Source organism: Actinomadura harenae (assembly GCF_003696215.1).
GTDB lineage: Bacteria > Actinomycetota > Actinomycetes > Streptosporangiales > Streptosporangiaceae > Spirillospora > Spirillospora harenae.
Window position 1 is genome coordinate 1 of the sequence record NZ_RFFG01000004.1, and the last position, 19,104, is coordinate 19,104.

A 19,104-nucleotide genomic window follows, 5' to 3' on the forward strand; every position below is an offset into this window, starting at 1 on the left:
GGGCGCGGCGGTGGGTGCGGCGGGCTCGCGGCCGAGCGGCGGCAGCGGCCCCCGGACGTCGTCGCCGCGCCCCGTCATCGTCCGGTAGATGCGGTCGATCAGCGCGGCGAACCCGGGCGCGTCCCGGTCCCGCGGCCGGTCCAGCGGGACGGCGTACTCGGCGCGCAGCGCCCCGGACCGCGCGCCGAGCACCACGATCCGGTCGGCCATCAGCACGGCCTCCTCGATGTTGTGCGTGACCAGCACGATCGCGCGGGTCGGGAAGTCGCCCGACTCCCACAGCTCCAGCAGCTCGCCGCGCAGGTTCTCGGCGGTCAGCACGTCCAGCGCGGAGAACGGCTCGTCCATCAGCAGCACGTCCGGCTCCACGACCAGCGCGCGGGCGAACCCGACGCGCTGCCGCATCCCGCCCGACAGCTCCTTGGGGTAGGCCGACTCGAACCCGTCCAGGCCGATCAGGTCGATCGCCTGCGACGCCGCCGCGCGCCGGGGCGCCGCCCGCATCCCGCGCGCCTCCAGCCCGACCTCCACGTTCTGCTGGACGGTCAGCCACGGCAGCAGCGCGAACGTCTGGAACACCATGGCCGTGCCCGGGTTCTCACCGGTCAGCACCTCGCCCCGGTACGCCACGCTGCCCTCGGTCGGCGGGATCAGCCCGGCCAGGCAGCGCAGCAGCGTCGACTTGCCCGACCCGCTCTTGCCCAGCAGCGCGACGATCTCCCCGTCCCGGACGGTCAGGTCGATCCCCGACAGCACCGGCAGCTCGCCGTCCGCGCCCGCGAACGACTTGGTCAGCCCGCGCACGGTCAGCAGCGCGTCGCTCATGCCCACCTCACACAGCCCATCTCCCCTCACAACGAGTACCGGCGTTCGGCGAGCCGGTACAGGCGCCGCCACAGCAGCCGGTTCATCCCCACCACGTACAGGGCCATCACGGTGACGCCCGCGAACAGCCGCGGATGGTCGCCGGACTCCGCCGCGCGCGCCACGTACGCGCCGAGCCCCGTCGCGGTCAGCGTCGTCCCGCCGAACGCGACGATCTCCGACACGATCGAGGCGTTCCACGCGCCGCCGGACGCGGTCACCACGCCGGTCACGTACGCGGGGAAGACGCCCGGGACGATCAGCCGCCGCCACCGCCGCCACCCGCGCAGGCCCAGGTCGTCCATCGCCTCGCGCAGGTCGGTCGGGATGGCCATCGCCCCGGCGATCGCGTTGAACAGGATGTACCACTGCGCGCCGAGCGCCATCAGCAGGATCCCGCCGAGGTTCAGCGGCAGCCCGGTCCGGACGAAGAACCAGGTGGCCAGCGGGAACAGGAAGTTCGCCGGGAAGCTCGCCAGCAGCTGCACGATCGGCTGCGCGACGCGCGTCAGCCGGGGCGACAGGCCGATCCGCACCCCGACCGGCACCCACACCACCGTCGCGACGGCGATCAGGACGACGACCCGGGCGAGCGTCGCGAGGCCGAGCAGCAGCGGCTCGCCGAACACGCCGAGACCGGTCCGCTCGTTCAGGTAGCGGACGAGGTCGACCGCGCCCCAGCCGATCGCGAGGACGACGGCCGCGCCGAACACCGCGTCCCCGAGGCGCCGCCTCCGCCCGCCGTCGCGGAACGGGCGGCCGTCGCGTCCGAAGACCCGCCCGGCGCGTCCGGCGGCCTCCCCGGCGGGTGCGAGGACCCGGGCGAGCACGCGCGGCCAGTGCGCCCGCCGCAGGAAGTCCAGGACGAGCGACCGCTGGATCTCGGCGGCCCCGGCCTGCTCCACCTTGAACCGCTCGGCCCACGCGACCAGCGGACGCCAGAACAGGAAGTTCACCCCGACGACCATCACGGCCATCGCCCCGATCGCCCACCCGACGTCCCGCAGGCTGCCCGCCGCGATCGCCCGGCCCGCGTACGCGCCGACGCCCGGCAGCGCCCGCCCGCGGTCCCGGACCGTCATCATCTCGGACGCCACCAGGAAGAACCAGCCGCCGCCGAAGCTCATCATCGCGTTCCACACCAGCGGGATCGCGCCGCCGGGCAGCTCGATCCGCCAGAACCGCATCCACCGGGTGAACCCCAGGTCGCGGGACAGTTCGTCCAGCTCGCGCGGCGTCTGCGCCATCGAGTGGTAGAACGCGAACGCCATGTTCCATGCCTGCGAGGTGAAGATCGCGAAGATCGACGCGCACTCCAGCCCGAACGCCGAGCCGGGGAACAGCGCCACGAAGCCGCTCACCGCGACCGTGAGGAACGCCAGGACCGGGATCGACTGGAGGACGTCCAGCGCCGGGATCAGCACCCGTTCCAGCCGCCGCGAGTGCGCCGCCGCGTACGCGTAGACCAGCGCGAACACCAGCGACACCCCGAGCGCGGCGAACATCCGCAGCAGGCTGCGCACCGCGTAATACGGCAGGTGCGCGGGATCCGCGCCGAGGCGCCCGCCCCGGGACGGCGTGAACGACACCGGCGTCCCCGACCCGGCCCGCACCACCGCGTACAGCAGCACGGCCACCCCGACGGCGACGACGACGTCCACCCACGACCACCGGCCGGACCTCGCACCGCCCGGACGCCCCGTCCCCCACCGGGGAGGCGTCATCCCCCACCCGCTTCCACGAGGTGCAGCCTGCCACGTCCTCCCGCCGCGGACGAACCGGGCCGCCGGAACCGCGGATCGTGACCGGCCCGCGTCGTTCGGGCGCCGGGGCGCGGGTATCAACCACCGAGCCGACCGCCCCGCCAGCCCCTTGAGGAGACGCGCATGTCCGCCGTGCCCGAGCCGTACCTGCAGGAGATCGCCGACGGGATCCACGCCTACGTCCAGCCGGACGGCACCTGGTGCCTCAACAACGCGGGCGTGCTCGTCGGCCCGGACGCGGTCACCCTCGTCGACACCACGGCCACCGAGCGCCGCACGCGGCGGCTGCGCGAGGCCGTCGCGTCGGTGACGCACCTCCCGATCCGGACGGTCGTCAACACCCACCACCACGGCGACCACACCCACGGCAACCACCTGTTCGCCGACCGGGCGCGGGTGATCGGGCACGACCGGTGCCCCGCCGCCGTCCTCGAACAGGGGACGCTGGTCAAGAGCCTGTGGCCGGACGTCGAGTGGGGCGACGTCCAGGTGAGCCCGCCGAACGTGACGTTCTCCGACCGGATGACCCTCCACCTCGGGGACCTCCGCGTCGAACTGCACTACGCGGGCCCGGCGCACACCGACAACGACGTCGTGGTGTGGATCCCCGAGCGTCGGACGCTGCTCGCCGGGGACATCGTGTTCAACGGCGGCACCCCGTTCGTCCTGTGGGGCTCGGTGTCGGGGACGCTCGCCGCGCTCGACCGGCTGCGCGCGCTCCGCCCCACCACCGTCCTGCCCGGTCACGGGCCGGTCGGCGGACCGGAGCTGTTCGACCGCACCGCGCGCTACCTGCGCTGGATCCAGACCCTCGCCCGGGACGCCGCCGGCGCCGGGCTCACCCCGCTCCAGGCCGCGCGCGAGGCCGGACTCGGCGAGTTCGCCGACTGGACCGACTCCGAACGCGTCGTCGGGAACCTGCACCGGGCCTTCGCCGAGCACGCCGGGGCCGGGCCCGGCGCGCCGATCGACACCCGCACCGCCCTGATCGAGATGGTCGAGTACAACGGCGGAAAGCCCCTGACCTGCCTGGCCTGACGGTCGTACAGGTCAGGCCGGGCGGGTCAGGGGCGGGCCGGGGCGTCCGTCAGGAGCGGACGCCCCGCTCGACCGCCTCGATGATCCGGGGACGGAGCTCGGCGGCGCTCACGATGGCGTCCACCGACCCGACCTCGACGGCGCGCTGGATGCTGTGCACGCGGTCGAACTCGGCGGCGACCTCGCCCAGCTTCTCGGCCCGGACGGACGCGCGGACCTCGGCCAGCCGCGCCATGATCTCCACGGCCTCGGCGCCCATCGCCGCCGACATCTCCGCCTGGAGCGCCGTGACCCGCGGGTCGTTGGCCGTCCGGACGTTGACCTCGCCGGAGAACACGACCGCCGCCGCCGGAGCGCCGCCCAGCACGGACGCGAACGACCCCTCCAACGCCAGCACCGTCATGTTCGGGTTCAGCGCCTTGGAGAACACCACGAACGCGCCGCCGTGGTAGCGGGAGATCACGCAGAACACGATCGGGCCGTCGAAGTTCACGATCGCCCGGCCGATCTCCGCGCCGTACTCCAGCTGGAGCTTGCGCATCGACTCCGGCGAGCCGTCGAAGCCCGACAGGTTCGCCAGGACCACCAGCGGGCGGTTCCCGGACGCCGCGTTGATCGCCCGCGCCGTCTTCCTCGACGACTGCGGGAACAGGGTGCCCGCCGTGTAGGAGTCCGGTCCGTCGGTGGGCGGGAACCCGCGCCGCGGGACGGCCCGCGACTCGATCCCGACCAGGCAGACCGGGCGCCCGCCGATGTGGACGTCCTGCACCACCGAGGTCTCGGCGTCGGCCATCCCGGCCCACCGCTCCAGCACCGGGTGGTCCTGGTCGGACAGGGCGCGCATCACCGTGCGGATGTCGAACGGCTTCTTGCGGTCCGGGTTGTGCTCGGCGGAGAAGATGTCGCCGACCCGGGTGAAGTCGCTGCCCTCGACCACGTGCGGGAAGTCCCGGACGTCGCGGTCCACCGGGTCGGACGTGCCCGTCGCGCGCGGCCCGGACTCGCCCGGGACGACGTAGGTGTGGTCGTAGTGCGCCATCAGGACGTCCCGCGCGGACGGCAGGTCCGGCGCCCAGTACTGCGCCTGCCCGTTCGGGCCCATCACCCGGTCGTAGCCGCCGATGCCGAAGTTGTCCTCGGCCGACACGCCGCCGGAGAAGTCCAGCGACTGCTTGCCGGTGAGCACCATCGCCGAGTCCGGCGTCATGACCAGCACGCCCTTGGTGTGCATGAGCATGGTCGCCTCGGCGTTCCAGTACGGCTGCGCGCCGACGTTGATGCCCGCGACCACGACGTTGATCTCGCCGCCGTCCTGGGTGAACTCGACGATCCGCTTGAGCGCGGCCGCCACCCAGTCCATGTTCTCGGTGCCGGACGCCATGGAGATCCGCGCCCCGGCCGACAGCGCGTACCACTCCAGCGGCACCCGCATCTCGGCGGCCAGGTCCAGCGCGGCGATGACGCGGCGGCACTCCGGCTCCGACAGCGCGCCGAGCGCCTTGGTCGGGTCGCCCAGCAGGACGACCCGGACGACGCCCTCCGGATGCCGCTCGGTCGGCGTCGACACGACGCCCGCGACGATCGCGGCGCCGTTGCGTCCCTTCGGCCGGTCGACGGGGACCAGGCGGTGCGCCTCGTCCAGGTCGTGTTCGGCGAACTCGCCGAGCAGCCCGGTCAGCTCGTACGGGTACACGGTGTTGCGGCCGCGCGCCCGCAGGACCTTCTGCCGGTAGTCGTCCAGCGGCTCGACGGGCTCGGTCGGCGGCTCGCCGTACTCCAGCTCGACCCCGCCCGCGGCGTCGAACCGGATCCGGACGGCGACCTTGCGCAGTTCGCCGGACTCGGCGTCCCGCTGCCGTCCGATGAACAGCATCTCCTCCAGGCCCGCGGCCTCCGCCGTCGGCAGCACCCGCTCGAGGATCTGCTCCAGCTCGGCGCGGGTCAGGTCGCTCGGCGGCCACACGTAGAAGACGATCCGGTTCGTCGCGAACGGCTTCTTCGACGGCGCCTGCGCCTGCGCCCGCCGGATCGAGTCCAGGCAGGTCGCGATCGTGTACTCGGCCATCGGCAGCGCGACGTGCGCGCCGTCCTGGTCGCGCAGCGCCGTCAGGTCCCGGACCTGCGCGAACGCGACGAACCGCTCGTCGGACGGGTTCTCCCGCGCGACGCACCGGAACAGGTACACCTCCTCGTCGGAGGACGGCAGCCGGGTGAGGTCGAACGCGCTCAGCCGCTCCAGCTGCATGCGCTGCGCGATGTAGGGGTGCAGGCCGCGGATCAGCCGCTCCTCGGCCATGCCGTCCGGGGACGGCCGGAACGTGAAGTGGTGGTGCATGACCGCGCCGCCGCTGCCCGCGACCGTCGCCGTCAGCCGCCGCACGCGCTCCGGCAGCGGGTGGACGGCCAGCACCTGCTGGAGCGCGGCCGCCATGGCGTCGAAGTCCTCGGGCTGCTTCTCCCAGGACAGGTAGATGTCGGCGTCGATCGCGTCGCCGCCGTCACCGCCGCCCGCCGCGCCGGCGAGCTCGGCGAGGCCGTCCAGCGCGCCGCCGAGCCGCTCGAAGCCGACCGCGGCCGACACCACCGACGACCCGGACCGCCGGGCGACGACGAACGAGCAGCCCGCGGCCGTCGCGGTCCGGACGTCCAGCAGTTCCTTGTTGCCGTAGTAGCGGCGGGTCAGGACTTCCAGCATGACCGAGTTGTCCAGGCCGGTGGCGCCCGCGCCGGTGCGTCCGCCCCGGATCAGCCGCTGGCCGAGCAGCCGCACCAGCGGCTCGGTGCTGCGCACCATCTCGGCGACGCGCTCGGCGCGGTCCGGCGACTCCGGCATCGCGTCCAGGTGCCGCAGGTGGCGGCGGATCCCGGCGTACACGCGGGCGCGGTTGCGGCGCAGCAGCGGCTGCCCGAACCACGCGAACACCACGCCGCGCGCCAGGTCCGACACCATCGGGAACCGCACCTGCGTCGCGGAGATCAGCCGCTCCAGCGCCAGCGCGGCCGGTTCGGCCAGCGCGCCCTCCGGCGGCTGGTCCTCCAGCCAGGCGCGCAGCAGCGCGATGACGGCCGACGCGTGCGCGGACGCCCGCTGCTGCGCCAGGAAGATCCGGAACACCGCCGCCTCGAGCTCGGGCGACCGGTCCAGTTCGGTCACGCCGTAGTGCGCGAACGCGGTGCGGAGCCGGGCCTGGAAGTCGTCGGGCAGCCCGGCCCGCTCGACGTCCAGGCTCTGCAGGTAGGTGTGGAAGTACTCGCGCGGGCTGTGCACGTGCCCGTCCCGGCCGACCGATCCGCCGAAGCCGGAGGTCACCGCGCGGTTGCGGCCCAGCTCGGCCAGGTCGGCGAACGCCGCGAGCAGGTCGAGCTCGGCGGCCAGCGGACGGTCGCCCTGCTGGACGGCGGCCCGCCGCGCGGCGAGGTAGTCGTCCAGCGTCCGGCGCTCGTCGTAGGGGTCGGCGTCGAAGCCGAGCAGCAGGCCGTGCAGCTCGCCCCGGCTCCGGACGGCCCGCTCGTGCGGCGGCAGCGAGTCGGCGACGGCGGGAAGGTCCAGGTCGGCGGCCGTCTCACCGGCGTCGTCCTCGGCGTCGTCGTCGGCGAGCGGCTCGAACCGCAGCAGCGGCGCGCCCGTCTCGACCTGGCCGCCGACCGTCACCAGGCATTCCTTCAGCCGGGCCTTGAACGGCGCGCGCAGCACCGTCTCCATCTTCATGGACTCAAGGACGAGCACCGGGGCGCCCGCCTCGACCTCCGCGCCGACCTCCAGCGGCGTGGCCACCACCAGCGCGGGCGCGGGGGAGCGGACGACGCCGCCCTCGTCCCGGCTGATCCGGTGCGCGACGCCGTCGACCTCGACGAGGTGGACGGGCCCGTGCGTCCCGGTGAGGAGCCGGTACCGGACGCCGTTCACCACGATCTGCCCGGCGTGCCGGTCGAACCGGTCGAGCTCCACGTCGGCGGTGCGGACCTGGTCGCCCGCCTCCAGCCCGACCCGGAACCGCTGCGCGCCGACGCGCGCGACCCGCACCTTGTAGCCGACGCCGCGCAGCTTCAGCTCCAGCGGACGCCCCGACTCGTGCCGCGCCTGCGGCCGCCCGCCGGACGCCGTCGCCAGGAGCCGCTGCCGCTCGGCCCGCTCCTGCTCCTCGTACGCCTCGATCGCGGCGGCGGCGAGCGCCACGGCCGAGTGCCGGTGCGCGACCAGGCCGCCGTCCGCGCGGACCCGGTCGATCCAGCCGGTGTCGGCGGACGCGTCGATGACCTCGGGCCGGTCGAGCAGGTCCAGGACGAAGCTCTTGTTGGTCGCGCCGCCCTCGATCACGACGGTGGTCTCGGCCATGGCCCGGCGCAGGCGGCCGAGAGCCTGGTCGCGGTCCCGGCCGAACGCGATGATCTTGGCGATCATGGAGTCGAAGTCGGCCGGGATCCGGTCGCCCTCGCCGACCCCGGTGTCCACCCGGACGCCCGGGCCCGCGGGCAGCACCAGCCGCGCGATGCGCCCGGGCGCGGGCGCGAAGTCGCGGTCGGGGTCCTCGGCGTTCAGCCGCGCCTCGACGGCGTGGCCGAGCTCGGCCGGGCGCTCGCCCTCCAGCCGGCCGCCGTCCGCGACGTGCAGCTGGAGCCGGACCAGGTCGGTGCCCGTGGTGATCTCGGTGATCGGGTGCTCGACCTGGAGGCGGGTGTTGACCTCCAGGAACGCGAAGAGCCGGTCGCCCGGGTGGTAGAGGAACTCCACCGTGCACGCGCCCCGGTACCCGACCGCGAGGGCGAGCCGCTCCGCCGACCCCTTCAGGTCCGCGACCTGCTCGGGGGACAGGACCGGCGACGCCGACTCCTCGATGATCTTCTGGTTGCGGCGCTGCACGGAGCAGTCCCGCACGCCGAGCGCCCAGGCGGTGCCCTGGCCGTCCGCGATGACCTGGACCTCCACGTGCCGTGCCCCGGTGACCAGGCGCTCCAGGAACACCACGCCGGAGCCGAACGCGCGCAGCGCCTCCTGGCTCGTCCGCTCGTAGGCCTCGGTCAGCTCGTCGTGCGACGACACCTTGCGGATGCCGCGCCCGCCGCCGCCCGCGGTCGCCTTGAGCATCAGCGGGTAGCCGATCTCCTCCCCGGCGCGCAGCGCGTCCTCGAGGGTCTCGACCGCGCCGCGGCTCCAGGGGGCGACCGGGACGCCGACCTCCTCGGCGATCAGCTTCGCGCCGATCTTGTCGCCCAGCCGCCGCATCGCGTCCGCGGACGGCCCGACGAACGTCACGCCGATCCGGTCGCAGAGCTCGGCGAACGCCGGGTCCTCGGCGACGAAGCCCCAGCCGACCCAGGCCGCGTCCGCGCCGGTCTCCACCAGCGCCCGCTCCAGCACCGCCAGGTCCAGGTAGGGCCGGTCGGCCGCCGCGCCGAGCGAGTGGGCGACGTCCGCCTCCCGGACGAACGTGGCGTTCCGGTCCGCGTCGGTGTACAGCGCGATGGTCTCGATCCGCGCCCCCGTCTCCGCCGCGAGGTCCCGGGCCGCGTGGATGAGCCGCATCGCGGCCTCTCCGCGATTGACGATCGCGATTCGCCTGAACACCGGCAGAGCCTCCAAACACCCGGGAACACGATGGGCGGCACCGTGCCGGGTGCCGCCTAGTCCGTCCTCCAGCCTGTCCGATCTCCACCCTCTTCACCAAGGCGTACGCCCACACGTGCCAGGCCCCTCGCCTTGTGGGAACCCCACAAAAGCCCGCCCGCTCTTGAGTGCCAGAGCACTTACGGAGAGTGACACTCCCTTGTCGGCGACCCGCCGGGGGTGTCAGGCGGTGCGGGCGTAGATCGCGTTCAGGACGACGTGGAGCAGGGTCTCGACCAGGTGGTCCTCGTCGACGGCGGGCCGCTGGCCGGTGAACAGGGCGTTCATGGAGCGCTCGACCATGAGGCTCAGGGCGGTGGCCAGCTCGCGGGCGGGCGGGCCGTCCGGGGCGGCGCCCGCGGCGCGCTCGGCCTCGATGATCGCGGCGTCGCGCTCGACCCAGTCGGTCATGATCCGGGTCCAGAGCGCGCCGACCTCGGGATCGCCCGCGCGGGCGGCGTCGGCGGCGGCCGTGACCGCGCGGTGCGCGCCGAAGGTCGTGAGGAAGGCGGTCAGGACGTCCCGCCAGAAGGCCGCCGGGTCGGCGATGGGGGAGGGCGGGCGCGGGACGATCGCCCGGTCCGCCTCCTCGGCCACCCGGTCGAGCAGCGAGAGCAGCACGTCCTTCTTGGACGAGAAGTAGAAGTAGAAGGTCGGGCGGGAGATGCCCGCTCCGGCGGCGAGGTCCTCGATCGAGATCTCGGCCAGCGGACGCTCCGCCAGCAGCCGTTCGGCCGTGGTGAGGATGGCCGCCTCGCGCTCGTCGCCCGACGGGCGGGACGAGCGGCGGCTCCGTGAGGCCCGGGACGTCGCCATGCCTTCGATCCTAACAGCGTCGATGCCGTCGACACGGTGTCGAGATCTACGACACGTCAGGAACATCGACACAGTGTCGAGAGTTGAGGGGAACAAACGGAGAAACAGCTCTAACCGCCGCGTTCCACTCGGAACGCCCGGCGGATCGGGAGGCGATGACCATGCTGGCCGGACGGCTTCACTTCACCGCGGGCAGCCGCGAGTTCCGGATCGACGAGGTCCCGGTCCCCGAGCCGGGCCCCGACCAGGTGCTCATCAAGGTCGAGGCCGCCGGCGTCTGCCTGTCCGACGTCCACCTCATCGACGGCACCCTCACCCCCTTCCTGCTCACCGAGGAGGCCGTCACCCTCGGCCACGAGACCGCGGGCACCGTCCACACGCTCGGCCCGGGCGTCACCGGTGCGAAGGTCGGCGACCGCGTCCTGCTCCAGGCGGGCGAGGACCGCGGCGGCATGACCTACACGCGCGGCGTCGACTACGACGGCGGATGGGCCGAGTACGCCCTCGCCCGCGTCGACACCCTCGTCCCCATCCCGGACGACCTGCCGTTCGAGCAGGCCTGCTTCGTCCCGGACGCCGTCTCCACCCCCTGGGGCGCGATCACCGCGACCGCCCACGTGCGCCCGGCCGAGGCGGTCGGCGTCTGGGGCGTCGGCGGGCTCGGCGCCCACGGCGTCCAGCTGCTGCGCATGGCCGGCGCCGCCCCGATCATCGCGGTCGACCCGCTGCCCGCCGCCCGCGACCGCGCCCTGGAGTTCGGCGCGGACCTCGCGCTCGACCCCGCCGACCCCGGATTCCGCGACCGGATCCTCGCCGTCACCGAGGGCCAGGGCGTCGCGGCGGCGTTCGACTTCGCCGGGGTCCCCGCCGTCCGCGAGCAGGCCGTCGCGTCCCTCGCCCCCGGCGGGCGCCTCACCCTCGTCGGCCTCACCGACAAGCCCATCACGATCACCGACGGCACCCTGTTCAGCTACTTCCAGAAGCGGCTGCTCGGCCACTACGGCTCCACGCCCGAGCACGTCGTCGAGCTCGTCAAGCTCCTGCGCACGCACCGGCTCGACTTCTCCCGCTCGGTCAGCGCCGTCATGCCGCTCGCGGACGCCGCCAAGGCCGTCCGCGCTCTGGAGACCAAGGAGGGCGACCCGATCCGCATCGTCCTCAAGCCCTGACGGCTTCTCCGCGCCGTCCCGGGTATGCCGCACATGTCCGTTCCCGACCGAGGAGAGCGCCATGCGCGGCGACCGCACCCTGGACCGCATCCCCGGCCCACCCCCCAAGGACGGCGCGGAGGCCATCGCGGCCGCCGGTGGCCTGCACAACTACCAGCGGAAACTGCACGCCGAACACGGACCGGTCGTCCGGCTCGCGCTCCCCGGTGGGGACGTCGCGGTGTCGGTGGCCGACCCCGTCCTGCTGGAGGCGACGGCCGGGATCGACAAGCGCCCGGACGAGCTGTTCGCCTTCCTGGAACCCCTTCAGGAGGCGGGCAACCTCCAGACGCTCCCCGCGGACGAGCACACCCCCTGGCGCCGGGTGCTCCTGACCGTCCTGGCGGGACGCCCCTCACACGAGGCGCACTTCGCCCGCTTCACGGAACTGACCGTCGACCTCGCCGACCGGTGGGAACGGCAGGGCTCGGTCGAACTCCAGAAGGACCTGAGCGAGCTGTCCCTGCGCATGATCTGCGCGTACGCGCTCGGCGGCGGCCTCTCACCCGAACGGTCGGCACACGTCGTCTCCGCCTTCGAGGACGTCCTGACCGAACACCAGGCGCAACCGCGCGCCGCACTGGCCTACCTGCGCGGCACCGTGGACGACGTCCTCGCCGCGCCCGAACGCGGCGACCTGGTCGCCGCCCTCGCCGAGGCGGGCATGTCCCCGGCCCGGATCCGCGACTCGGTCCTGATGATCATGCTCGCCGCCCACCACACCACCGGCGTCGCGATCTCCTGGACCCTCTACCTGCTGTCCCGCCACCCGTCCGCGGCCGACCGCGCCACCGCCGAGGTCGATGCTGTTCTTGCCGGACGCGCCGTCCCCGACTACGCCGACCTCAGGCGGATGACCTACCTCGACCGCGTCCTCAAGGAGGCCATGCGCCTGTACCCGCCGGGCCCCTACGGCGCCCGCGAGACCACCGAGGAGGTGACGCTCGGCGAGTACACCGTCCCGCCCGGAACGACGATCTTCTACCCTTTCTGGGCCGTCCACATGAACCCCGAGTGCTGGCCCGAACCCGAGCGGTTCGACCCCGACCGATTCACCCCGGAGGCTTCGGCCGGACGCCCGCGCCTCGCCCACATCCCGTTCGGATTCGGCCCCCGCAGTTGCGAGGGCGCCGCCCTGGCGATGGTCGAAGCGCGGCTCGTCCTGGCCGTCCTGCTGAAACGCCTCCGCTTCCGGCTCACGCCGGGACAGACGATCACGCCCATCGAACGCTTCGTCCTGTGGGCGCAGAACGACATCCGCATGGACGTCACACCACGCAGCGGGTGACGCTCACTCGTCCTCCAGGCCGCGCCTGATCTTGTCCGGATCACCGAACACCGGACCGTCCAGCTTGGCGCGCAGCCGCTCCATGTCCCGCCGGTCACGCTTCGTCGGACGTCCAGCACCGCGGTCACGCAGCCCGATCGGCATCGTCAGCCCACGCGGCGGCGGAGGCGGACTGTTGTCGATCAGGCATTCCTGAGCCACCGGCGCCCCGACCCGCTTGCGGATCACCTTCTTCACGACGACCACGCGCTCCCGGCCCTCGACCCGCACCCGCACCTCGTCCCCGGCCTTGACGGCCGTGGCGGGCTTCGCGCGCTCGTCGTTCACCCGCACATGCCCCGCACGGCACGCCGTGGTCGCCTGCGACCGGGTCTTCAACAGCCGGACCGACCAGATCCACAGGTCGACCCTTACGGTCTCCTCGCCTGCCATGATCCGAACCCTAACCCGGCCCCCCGACCGCCCCCGACCCATTTTTTGCGATCATTCGCGCCCCCGGACGACCGCCGCCTCCCCGCACAGGAACGAGGCCCCCTCGACGAGCGCCTCCGTGACCCGCACCCCCGTCAGCCGCTCCGCCAACGCGAACGCCCCCGACGTGGACGGCCCGATCTCGTCCGTCTCCGGATCCAGATCGAAACCGATCTCCCGCATCTCATCGAGCAACCCGTCAGGCGCGCTGCCGCTCCGCTGGAAGGCGAACAACGGCTCGAAATCCAGCCGCAGATCACCGTCCTCGATCCACATGAAGTCGCCGTGCCCGTTCCCGTTGTTGTAACGATGAGTGACCAGGCGCGTCCCCATCGATACCGGCACCATCAGTTCCGGAACGACGCCCAGATACCCGTTCACCTCAAAGGCGAGCGTCCAGTCCCCGCCGTCCCCGGGCACGGTCGTCGCGCCGATGAACTGGACGTCCCCGTGATGAGGCGTGTCCCAGTAATCGAAGGACGTCTCCACGAACCACTCGTCCAACGGTGCCGCGTCACGCAGAACCCGAGCCCCAAGCCGCCGCATGAACTCACCCGGCGCGATCCCACGCACCAACGTGAGGCAGTACGCCGAGAACAACCCGTCACCGCCGCCCTCAGCCCACGAGTAATCAGCGGCAACAGCTGAAGAACGCCCAATATCGGATGACATCCGCCCACCCTAGGACGTCTCCGTGTTCGAGGCATGCCGACTCGAACAGAGACATTGACGAGCTTGACGGCATTTGTGGAAGTGATCCTGCTATAAGTGGATCACCCCGCATGTCGTCTGTCCGCCGCACGGAAGAAGTGGCATGCCCGACCCCCTGTCCCGCCCCGACCTCCTGCCGTCCGCCGAACCCCCTCCAGCGCACCCACCGGGCCGCCTTCGCCGCCGACTCGCCAAGATCAGCCCCCGCACCGAACCAGCGAAGAAGGAACCCGTCCGGACGGCCCGGCAGTCCATCCCACGCTGGGCGGCGGCGACCGCCGCGGCATTACTGGTCGCGTCCGGCGTCGTCCTGACAGCCTGGAACGCATGGCCTCGTCCGACCTGGACGATGGACGGCCCACACGGCAGGTTCCCCGCGGCCGTGGCGTCCGAGGCCCCAAAGCACCCAACGAACACCATCGCGTCGTTGCCCTACTCCCCGGTGGTCTTCGAAGGCGTGGCCATCAAGGCCGAGTACGACGCTGAGGAAGTCACCACGTCCGACCTGCGCTCGGGCCACACGTACTGGACGTTCGCGGGCCACCGTCGGCACATCGTGGCCGCAGCGATCGACCGGGGCACCGGACGCCTGATGACGGTATGGGCCCGCTACGACGGCAAGCACGACATGACCGAGGCGCCAGCCCGGATCGCGATGCTGGACATCCGCACGGGCAAGGTCGCATGGGACAGGGAGATCAGCCAGAAGGCATCGGTCTCCGAAGGCTTCTGGGCCCCAGGCATCCTTACGTCGGCGCTGATCCAGATCGACGGGAAAGTGGTCGCGCTGGACCCAGGGACCGGCCGCACACGCTGGCAGATACCCGACAACTGCGAGCACGCCGGACTCGCCACCACAGCGAGCACGGTGCTCGTCACCCACGTCTGCCAGGGCGACGAGACCGTGGAGTCCTACGACGCCACAACCGGACAGCACCTGTGGAGCAAGACCTTCGCGAAGTGGTGGCCGGGACGCGACAGGGCCCGCTCCCTGCCCGTGAGGGACGAGGGCCTCGACCACGACCGCGTCGCCGTCTGGACGCGCCAACACGAGGCGGTCTACAACGCGAGAACCGGCGCCACCCTCGCAGACCGCGCCGAAGAGAACCCCACCAGGAACATCGACCTGGCCTTCAGCGGCGGGATACAGGTCGGCACCTGCTGGACGAACCGGGCCCCCAAGGGCGTCACCGGCATCTGCGCGAACGACGTGCTTTCCGGCCGCAAGCTGTGGGCCTACTGGTATCCGGGCAAGGACGAGGAGTACATCCTCAACACCTCGATGCCAGTAGTGGTGGCAGACGGCCGCGTCTACTCCCTGAGCAGCGACCACAACGGCCAAATCGCCGACCGCCTGACCATCAACGACACCCACACCGGCGCCCCACTGGCCCGCATCCCGCTCACCCTGCCCAGTACCGACGCCCTCTTCCAACTGGACGGAGCAGGCCACGGCCTGGTGAGCCTCCACAACTCCAGGCCCCCCGCAGAGCCCGACGCCACCGACACCGTCTTCCTCGGCGACGAATAACAGCCACGATGCCTCGGCCCCTCGCCCGCCCCACGCCTCAGGAGCGTCGGTGTATGTCGGTGATTCTTCCAGTGCTGCCGCCGGGCGTTTCCGCACCTCAGAACACGTGCAATGCCATGCCGACCTTCCAAACGGCCCACCGAAACCACGCTCAAACGCGGGCCGAATTGCGCCTCCAGCAAGAAGTGCTCGAAAATACCCGAGCGACCGCACAACCCCCCAGGTCGCGAAGAGTGCTCCCCGCGCCCGCGGGGATGGTCCGGATTTGAACTGCTGCAGCAGCTCGACCTCGGCGTGCTCCCCGCGCCCGCGGGGATGGTCCCAGCACCGGGCTGTACTCGAACAGATCGACCTCGTGCTCCCCGCGCCCGCGGGGATGGTCCCGGCACGGCGAGAATGCGCCGCCATGTCGCCGGGTGCTCCCCGCGCCCGCGGGGATGGTCCCCATGGCTACAAGTTTGCTTCGGCGAACCAGACGTGCATCCCGCGCCCGCGGGGATGGTCCGATACAAGCCTCACTCGGGCGAGCGGACGCCGCGTGCTCCCCGCGCCCGCGGGGATGGTCCCACCCAGGTGCTCCGTGCATCCTGCGTCACGGTGTGCTCCCCGCGCCTGCGGGGATGGTCCCTCGGTGGAGGGCTGGTCGGGTTTCGTCCCGTCGTGCTCCCCGCGCCCGCGAGGGTGGCCTCAGTACGTCGCCGACAGCGGCGGACGGGGTGACGTGCTCCCGGCATCGACGACCTGCTTGAGGTGGGCGGTCGAGACTGTGCCCGAGTCCTCAGCGCTCATGTTTGTCCGCCCGATTCTGTCGACGTTGAAGGACTCAGCCTCCGTTCCTGGCTCTTGTCGGCGGACGCCGTTCTCTGACGCGCGTCCTGCACCGCGCCCACGGCGGTGACCAGCTCCGCCATCTCGGCCGACCCTCTTGCGACGAACCTGGCCTGCAGCAGGTGCCGGACCTCACCTACGGTGCCGACCTGACGTAGGGCCGGACGCCGCGTCTCGTACTCCAGGGATGCGGCGTGCCGTTCACCCGCCTTGGTCACGACCCGGCGAGCGCCTTCCGACAGGCGCAGGCACGCCACCGGACACGTATCTGTGATCGTGTGCCCCCGCAGGTGGAGGGCCTCCACGTCCAGCGCAAGCCCGTCCACCGCCGCCACCAGGCGCTTCGCATCCCGCGACGACAGGCCCAGCGATCCGACCAGGCTCCGGTCGACCAGGACCACCACCGCGCTGACAGTGTCCTCCAGCGGAGCCGCCTCGCGCACCATCGCTGTGATGCGCGAGGGGAGGCCCAGGCATTCCACTGGGCACCCCAGCGTCACATGACTCCGCCCCCGACACTTGACCCGCGACCGCCAAGCCCGCAATCGCCTGATCATCGTGACCATCCCGAGGACTCATGCGAGTCGGGGACGTCCGCGCTGACCGGTACTTCGAACCAGACACGCCAGCGGCACAGCTCGCCCTCCCACACCCGTACCGCCCCGGCCCGGTCGGTCATCATGACCACCATCCCCAGCCCACGGCCGGACTCCGAGCACAGGTCCGCGTCCTCGAACGCGTCCTCCTTGCAGGGCAGCACCGGGTATCGGTCGGTGCCGCCGTCATCGGTGATGTCCACCCGCAGCGCACTCGCCGCCCCGGACTCCCAGGCGTGCACCGTGTGAACCGACACGTCCACACCGCCGCCCACCAGGCCGGACGCGGTGTACCTCACCGCGTTCGTCACCAGCTCCGATACCGCCAGATCCACCACGTCCAGATCCACCGGCAGAGCCCGCGCCACCACCCACTCCCGCACCTGCGTACGCACGGAACGAACATCCAGTACGCCGCCGCACTGCGGAACCATCCGCCGCGAGACCACCAGCTCCCAGGTCATCACCGCAGGGCCTCCGTGATCCGGTGAGCCGCCTGCATGACGTCGTCTGCTGGAACCATGCGGTCGCCGTCCCAGCAGAACGACCATCCTCCGGACATGCTCTGGACCGCCAGGATCGCCACCCGGCGCGCGCCCAGGTCGGCCGGCAGGTACAGAACCGGCTGTCCGTCGCTGCCCGGCAGGGTCACTGTGGACCCACGTCCAAGCAGTCGGAGAGCGACCATCAGCTTTGTCATGCACCAGAGGCGTTCCAGGGGGAACGCCTCGCTCCCATCTCTCTTCTCGTGCATCGCCTGTGCTCCCTAGCGCTGTGGCGTGTGGGGATCCATCCCGAGCAAGTGCCGGACGCTGTTCGCCACTTCCTCCGCTGTCGTCCCGGCTACGCGCTCCCGGTGTGGCCAGCGCAGGACTTCAGGACCGTCCGAGCCTGCGCTGCATGTGATCGTTTCGACCGTGTTGGAGCCCGGATTCAGGGCGCGGATCGCCGGAACGCGCGAGTTCTTCGCGATGCTGACCCGCACGACCCTGACCACGACGCCTCCTCCGCGTTGGAGGCAGGCGGCGACGGACTCGAGGTGTGCCCGGCTTGTCGCCTCTTGGCGTGGCATCGGTAGACTCCCAAAGGTCTAACGTCTAATGTTTGTGGTGACGCTAGGTTCCACCTCGCTCGACAGAGCGTCAAGCACTTCTTCAAGATTCTTGGGGAGAGAACGAACGTCTAACGTTCCTGTTTGCCCCTATGCTCGGAACCAGTGACAGAGGAGGGTCCCGACGATGCCGAGGTTGTCTTATCTGGACATCGCCGCGATCTTGCGGGATGAGATCGAGCGCGGCGTGTACCGGCATGGCGACACGCTCCCGCCGGAACCGGTGCTCGCTGAGCGCTTTGAGACCACCCGAGCGACGATCAACAATGCGCTTCGCGTGCTCAGGGGCGAGGGGTGCATTGCGACCCACCGAGGAAGGGGAACCACCGTGACTGCGTTGACTCGCCGCATCCGCCGAAGCGCGATGACCCGGTACCGTCCGGAGGCGTTGCAGACCTCCACAGGGCCGTTCGACTACGAGGTTCGGCAGTTGGGCATGTCGCCCCGGTCTGAGGTCACGGTCAGCCGGGTCGTGCCGCCCGCCGAGATCGCGGAGATCCTCAAGTTGGACGAGGGCGAGCAGGCCGTGCAGCGTGCCCGCCGCATGTTCGCCGATGACACCCCGGTCATGATCGCTTCCTCGTACATCCCGCTCAGCATCGCGGCCGACACGGTCCTCGAACAGGAGCAGCAGGGGCCGGGCGGCATGATCCGGCGGTTGGCGGAGCTCGGTCACGCGCAGGTTCACATGGACGAGAGCGTCACCGTTCGTCCGCCGAACGATGATGAAGCCGACTTCCTGCGCATGTCTTCTGACCAGCGCGTTTACGTGATCCTTCACATTGGCCGTACTGCTGAGGGCACGGCCGTTGAGGCGGCTCAGCAGATCATGCCGACTCACTACTGGCAGCTTGACTACAGCTGGGATGTGGAGCCCGCCTAGGGCTGAGTGAGGTTCTTCCCCGCCTAGATCAAGCGCGGCATCTGCGTCGGTACGGCGGCCGGTCAGCGCCTTGCGCCTTCCGGTCGCTGACCGAGCCTCCGCCTGGACTTCGTTCGCTCACGCTCCGTGCTGAAGGTTCGCTCAGCGATCGGCCCAGCTCGCGAGTCACGCGTCCTGTCACTTTCGCCTAATGCGTCGTCGCGTCCGCGCCCGACCGCACCGTCTCCTCAACAGCGCCCGCCCTTGCTGCGGCAGCGGACCGGATCAGCGCCGCCCGCTCCGTCGCGCGTTTGGGCCCTTACCCCCGCGCCCGACGCGCTATCGAGTCCTCCGAACGGCTCGGTCAGCACCGCTGGTCGTCGAACGGATCGCCGTCCGGGCCAGCCGGGTG

At 71.7% G+C, this 19,104-nt stretch carries 14 protein-coding genes and 1 CRISPR repeat array; of the genes, 5 read left to right on the forward strand and 9 right to left on the reverse strand.

All coding sequences use genetic code 11. The features are described from left to right. A partial coding sequence (locus tag EBO15_RS03100) for an ABC transporter ATP-binding protein (protein WP_147481363.1) occupies window positions 1-825 on the reverse strand: 825 nt, incomplete at its 3' end. Window positions 826-851: 26 nt separating this feature from the next. Beyond that, the gene (locus tag EBO15_RS03105; RefSeq protein WP_233615898.1) at window positions 852-2,525 is read right to left on the reverse strand and encodes an ABC transporter permease; all 1,674 of its coding nucleotides are present in this window, start codon (window positions 2,523-2,525) and stop codon (window positions 852-854) included. A 225-nt stretch (window positions 2,526-2,750) separates the two neighbouring features. On the opposite strand from EBO15_RS03105, the gene EBO15_RS03110 reads away from it, so the two are divergent. Continuing rightward, complete coding sequence (locus EBO15_RS03110) at window positions 2,751-3,665, forward strand: MBL fold metallo-hydrolase (protein WP_122192758.1); 915 nt, start codon at window positions 2,751-2,753, stop codon at window positions 3,663-3,665. A gap of 49 nt (window positions 3,666-3,714) precedes the next feature. Here the strand turns inward: EBO15_RS03110 and EBO15_RS03115 are convergent, their stop codons facing one another. Both EBO15_RS03115 and EBO15_RS03120 read right to left on the reverse strand, forming a co-directional pair. Beyond that, complete coding sequence (locus EBO15_RS03115) at window positions 3,715-9,231, reverse strand: ATP-binding protein (RefSeq protein WP_122192759.1); 5,517 nt, start codon at window positions 9,229-9,231, stop codon at window positions 3,715-3,717. Between the two features lie 222 nt (window positions 9,232-9,453). Beyond that, window positions 9,454-10,086 carry a TetR/AcrR family transcriptional regulator gene (locus EBO15_RS03120; RefSeq protein ID WP_122192760.1) on the reverse strand — a complete coding sequence of 211 codons (633 nt, stop codon included), beginning with the start codon at window positions 10,084-10,086 and terminating at the stop codon, window positions 9,454-9,456. Between the two features lie 155 nt (window positions 10,087-10,241). Here EBO15_RS03120 and EBO15_RS03125 point away from each other — a divergent pair, with 155 nt between their 5' ends. Further along, window positions 10,242-11,255: a zinc-binding dehydrogenase gene (locus EBO15_RS03125; protein ID WP_122192761.1), complete on the forward strand. Its 1,014-nt coding sequence runs from the start codon at window positions 10,242-10,244 to the stop codon at window positions 11,253-11,255. Window positions 11,256-11,316: 61 nt separating this feature from the next. Further along, the gene (locus EBO15_RS03130) at window positions 11,317-12,582 is read left to right on the forward strand and encodes a cytochrome P450 (protein WP_122192762.1); all 1,266 of its coding nucleotides are present in this window, start codon (window positions 11,317-11,319) and stop codon (window positions 12,580-12,582) included. 3 nt (window positions 12,583-12,585) lie between these two features. On the opposite strand, the gene EBO15_RS03135 is transcribed toward EBO15_RS03130, so the two are convergent. Next, entirely contained in the window at window positions 12,586-13,014 is a 429-nt protein-coding gene (locus tag EBO15_RS03135; protein ID WP_122192763.1) for an RNA-binding S4 domain-containing protein, read from the reverse strand. A gap of 51 nt (window positions 13,015-13,065) precedes the next feature. Beyond that, entirely contained in the window at window positions 13,066-13,725 is a 660-nt protein-coding gene (locus tag EBO15_RS03140; RefSeq protein ID WP_233615899.1) for a DUF6461 domain-containing protein, read from the reverse strand. Window positions 13,726-13,867: 142 nt separating this feature from the next. Between EBO15_RS03140 and EBO15_RS03145 the strand changes: the two genes are divergently transcribed. Further along, window positions 13,868-15,295: an outer membrane protein assembly factor BamB family protein gene (locus EBO15_RS03145; protein WP_122192765.1), complete on the forward strand. Its 1,428-nt coding sequence runs from the start codon at window positions 13,868-13,870 to the stop codon at window positions 15,293-15,295. Window positions 15,296-15,528: 233 nt separating this feature from the next. Continuing rightward, window positions 15,529-15,983: a CRISPR direct-repeat array (repeat unit 28 nt; unit sequence GTGCTCCCCGCGCCCGCGGGGATGGTCC). Between the two features lie 97 nt (window positions 15,984-16,080). On the opposite strand, the gene EBO15_RS03150 is transcribed toward EBO15_RS03145, so the two are convergent. The 3 genes from EBO15_RS03150 to EBO15_RS44020 all read right to left on the reverse strand — a co-directional run bounded on the left by EBO15_RS03150 (window position 16,081) and on the right by EBO15_RS44020 (window position 17,473). Further along, the gene (locus EBO15_RS03150; protein WP_122192766.1) at window positions 16,081-16,569 is read right to left on the reverse strand and encodes a hypothetical protein; all 489 of its coding nucleotides are present in this window, start codon (window positions 16,567-16,569) and stop codon (window positions 16,081-16,083) included. A gap of 107 nt (window positions 16,570-16,676) precedes the next feature. Beyond that, on the reverse strand, window positions 16,677-17,114 hold the full coding sequence (locus EBO15_RS03155; RefSeq protein ID WP_158628115.1) for an ATP-binding protein: 438 nt from the start codon (window positions 17,112-17,114) through the stop codon (window positions 16,677-16,679). A 68-nt stretch (window positions 17,115-17,182) separates the two neighbouring features. After that, the gene (locus EBO15_RS44020) at window positions 17,183-17,473 is read right to left on the reverse strand and encodes a hypothetical protein (RefSeq protein ID WP_158628116.1); all 291 of its coding nucleotides are present in this window, start codon (window positions 17,471-17,473) and stop codon (window positions 17,183-17,185) included. Between the two features lie 493 nt (window positions 17,474-17,966). Here EBO15_RS44020 and EBO15_RS03160 point away from each other — a divergent pair, with 493 nt between their 5' ends. Beyond that, the gene (locus EBO15_RS03160; protein ID WP_158628117.1) at window positions 17,967-18,713 is read left to right on the forward strand and encodes a GntR family transcriptional regulator; all 747 of its coding nucleotides are present in this window, start codon (window positions 17,967-17,969) and stop codon (window positions 18,711-18,713) included. The last annotated feature ends 391 nt before the right edge of the window (window positions 18,714-19,104 follow it).

Coding starts and splice junctions, on each gene's coding strand:
- EBO15_RS03110 (WP_122192758.1), top strand. CDS start 2,751: ATGTCCGCCGTGCCCGAGCCGTACCTGCAGGAGATCGCCGACGGGATC.
- EBO15_RS03120 (WP_122192760.1), bottom strand. CDS start 10,086: ATGGCGACGTCCCGGGCCTCACGGAGCCGCCGCTCGTCCCGCCCGTCG.
- EBO15_RS03125 (WP_122192761.1), top strand. CDS start 10,242: ATGACCATGCTGGCCGGACGGCTTCACTTCACCGCGGGCAGCCGCGAG.
- EBO15_RS03130 (WP_122192762.1), top strand. CDS start 11,317: ATGCGCGGCGACCGCACCCTGGACCGCATCCCCGGCCCACCCCCCAAG.
- EBO15_RS03135 (WP_122192763.1), bottom strand. CDS start 13,014: ATGGCAGGCGAGGAGACCGTAAGGGTCGACCTGTGGATCTGGTCGGTC.
- EBO15_RS03140 (WP_233615899.1), bottom strand. CDS start 13,725: ATGTCATCCGATATTGGGCGTTCTTCAGCTGTTGCCGCTGATTACTCG.
- EBO15_RS03145 (WP_122192765.1), top strand. CDS start 13,868: ATGCCCGACCCCCTGTCCCGCCCCGACCTCCTGCCGTCCGCCGAACCC.
- EBO15_RS03150 (WP_122192766.1), bottom strand. CDS start 16,569: ATGGTGCGCGAGGCGGCTCCGCTGGAGGACACTGTCAGCGCGGTGGTG.
- EBO15_RS44020 (WP_158628116.1), bottom strand. CDS start 17,473: ATGCACGAGAAGAGAGATGGGAGCGAGGCGTTCCCCCTGGAACGCCTC.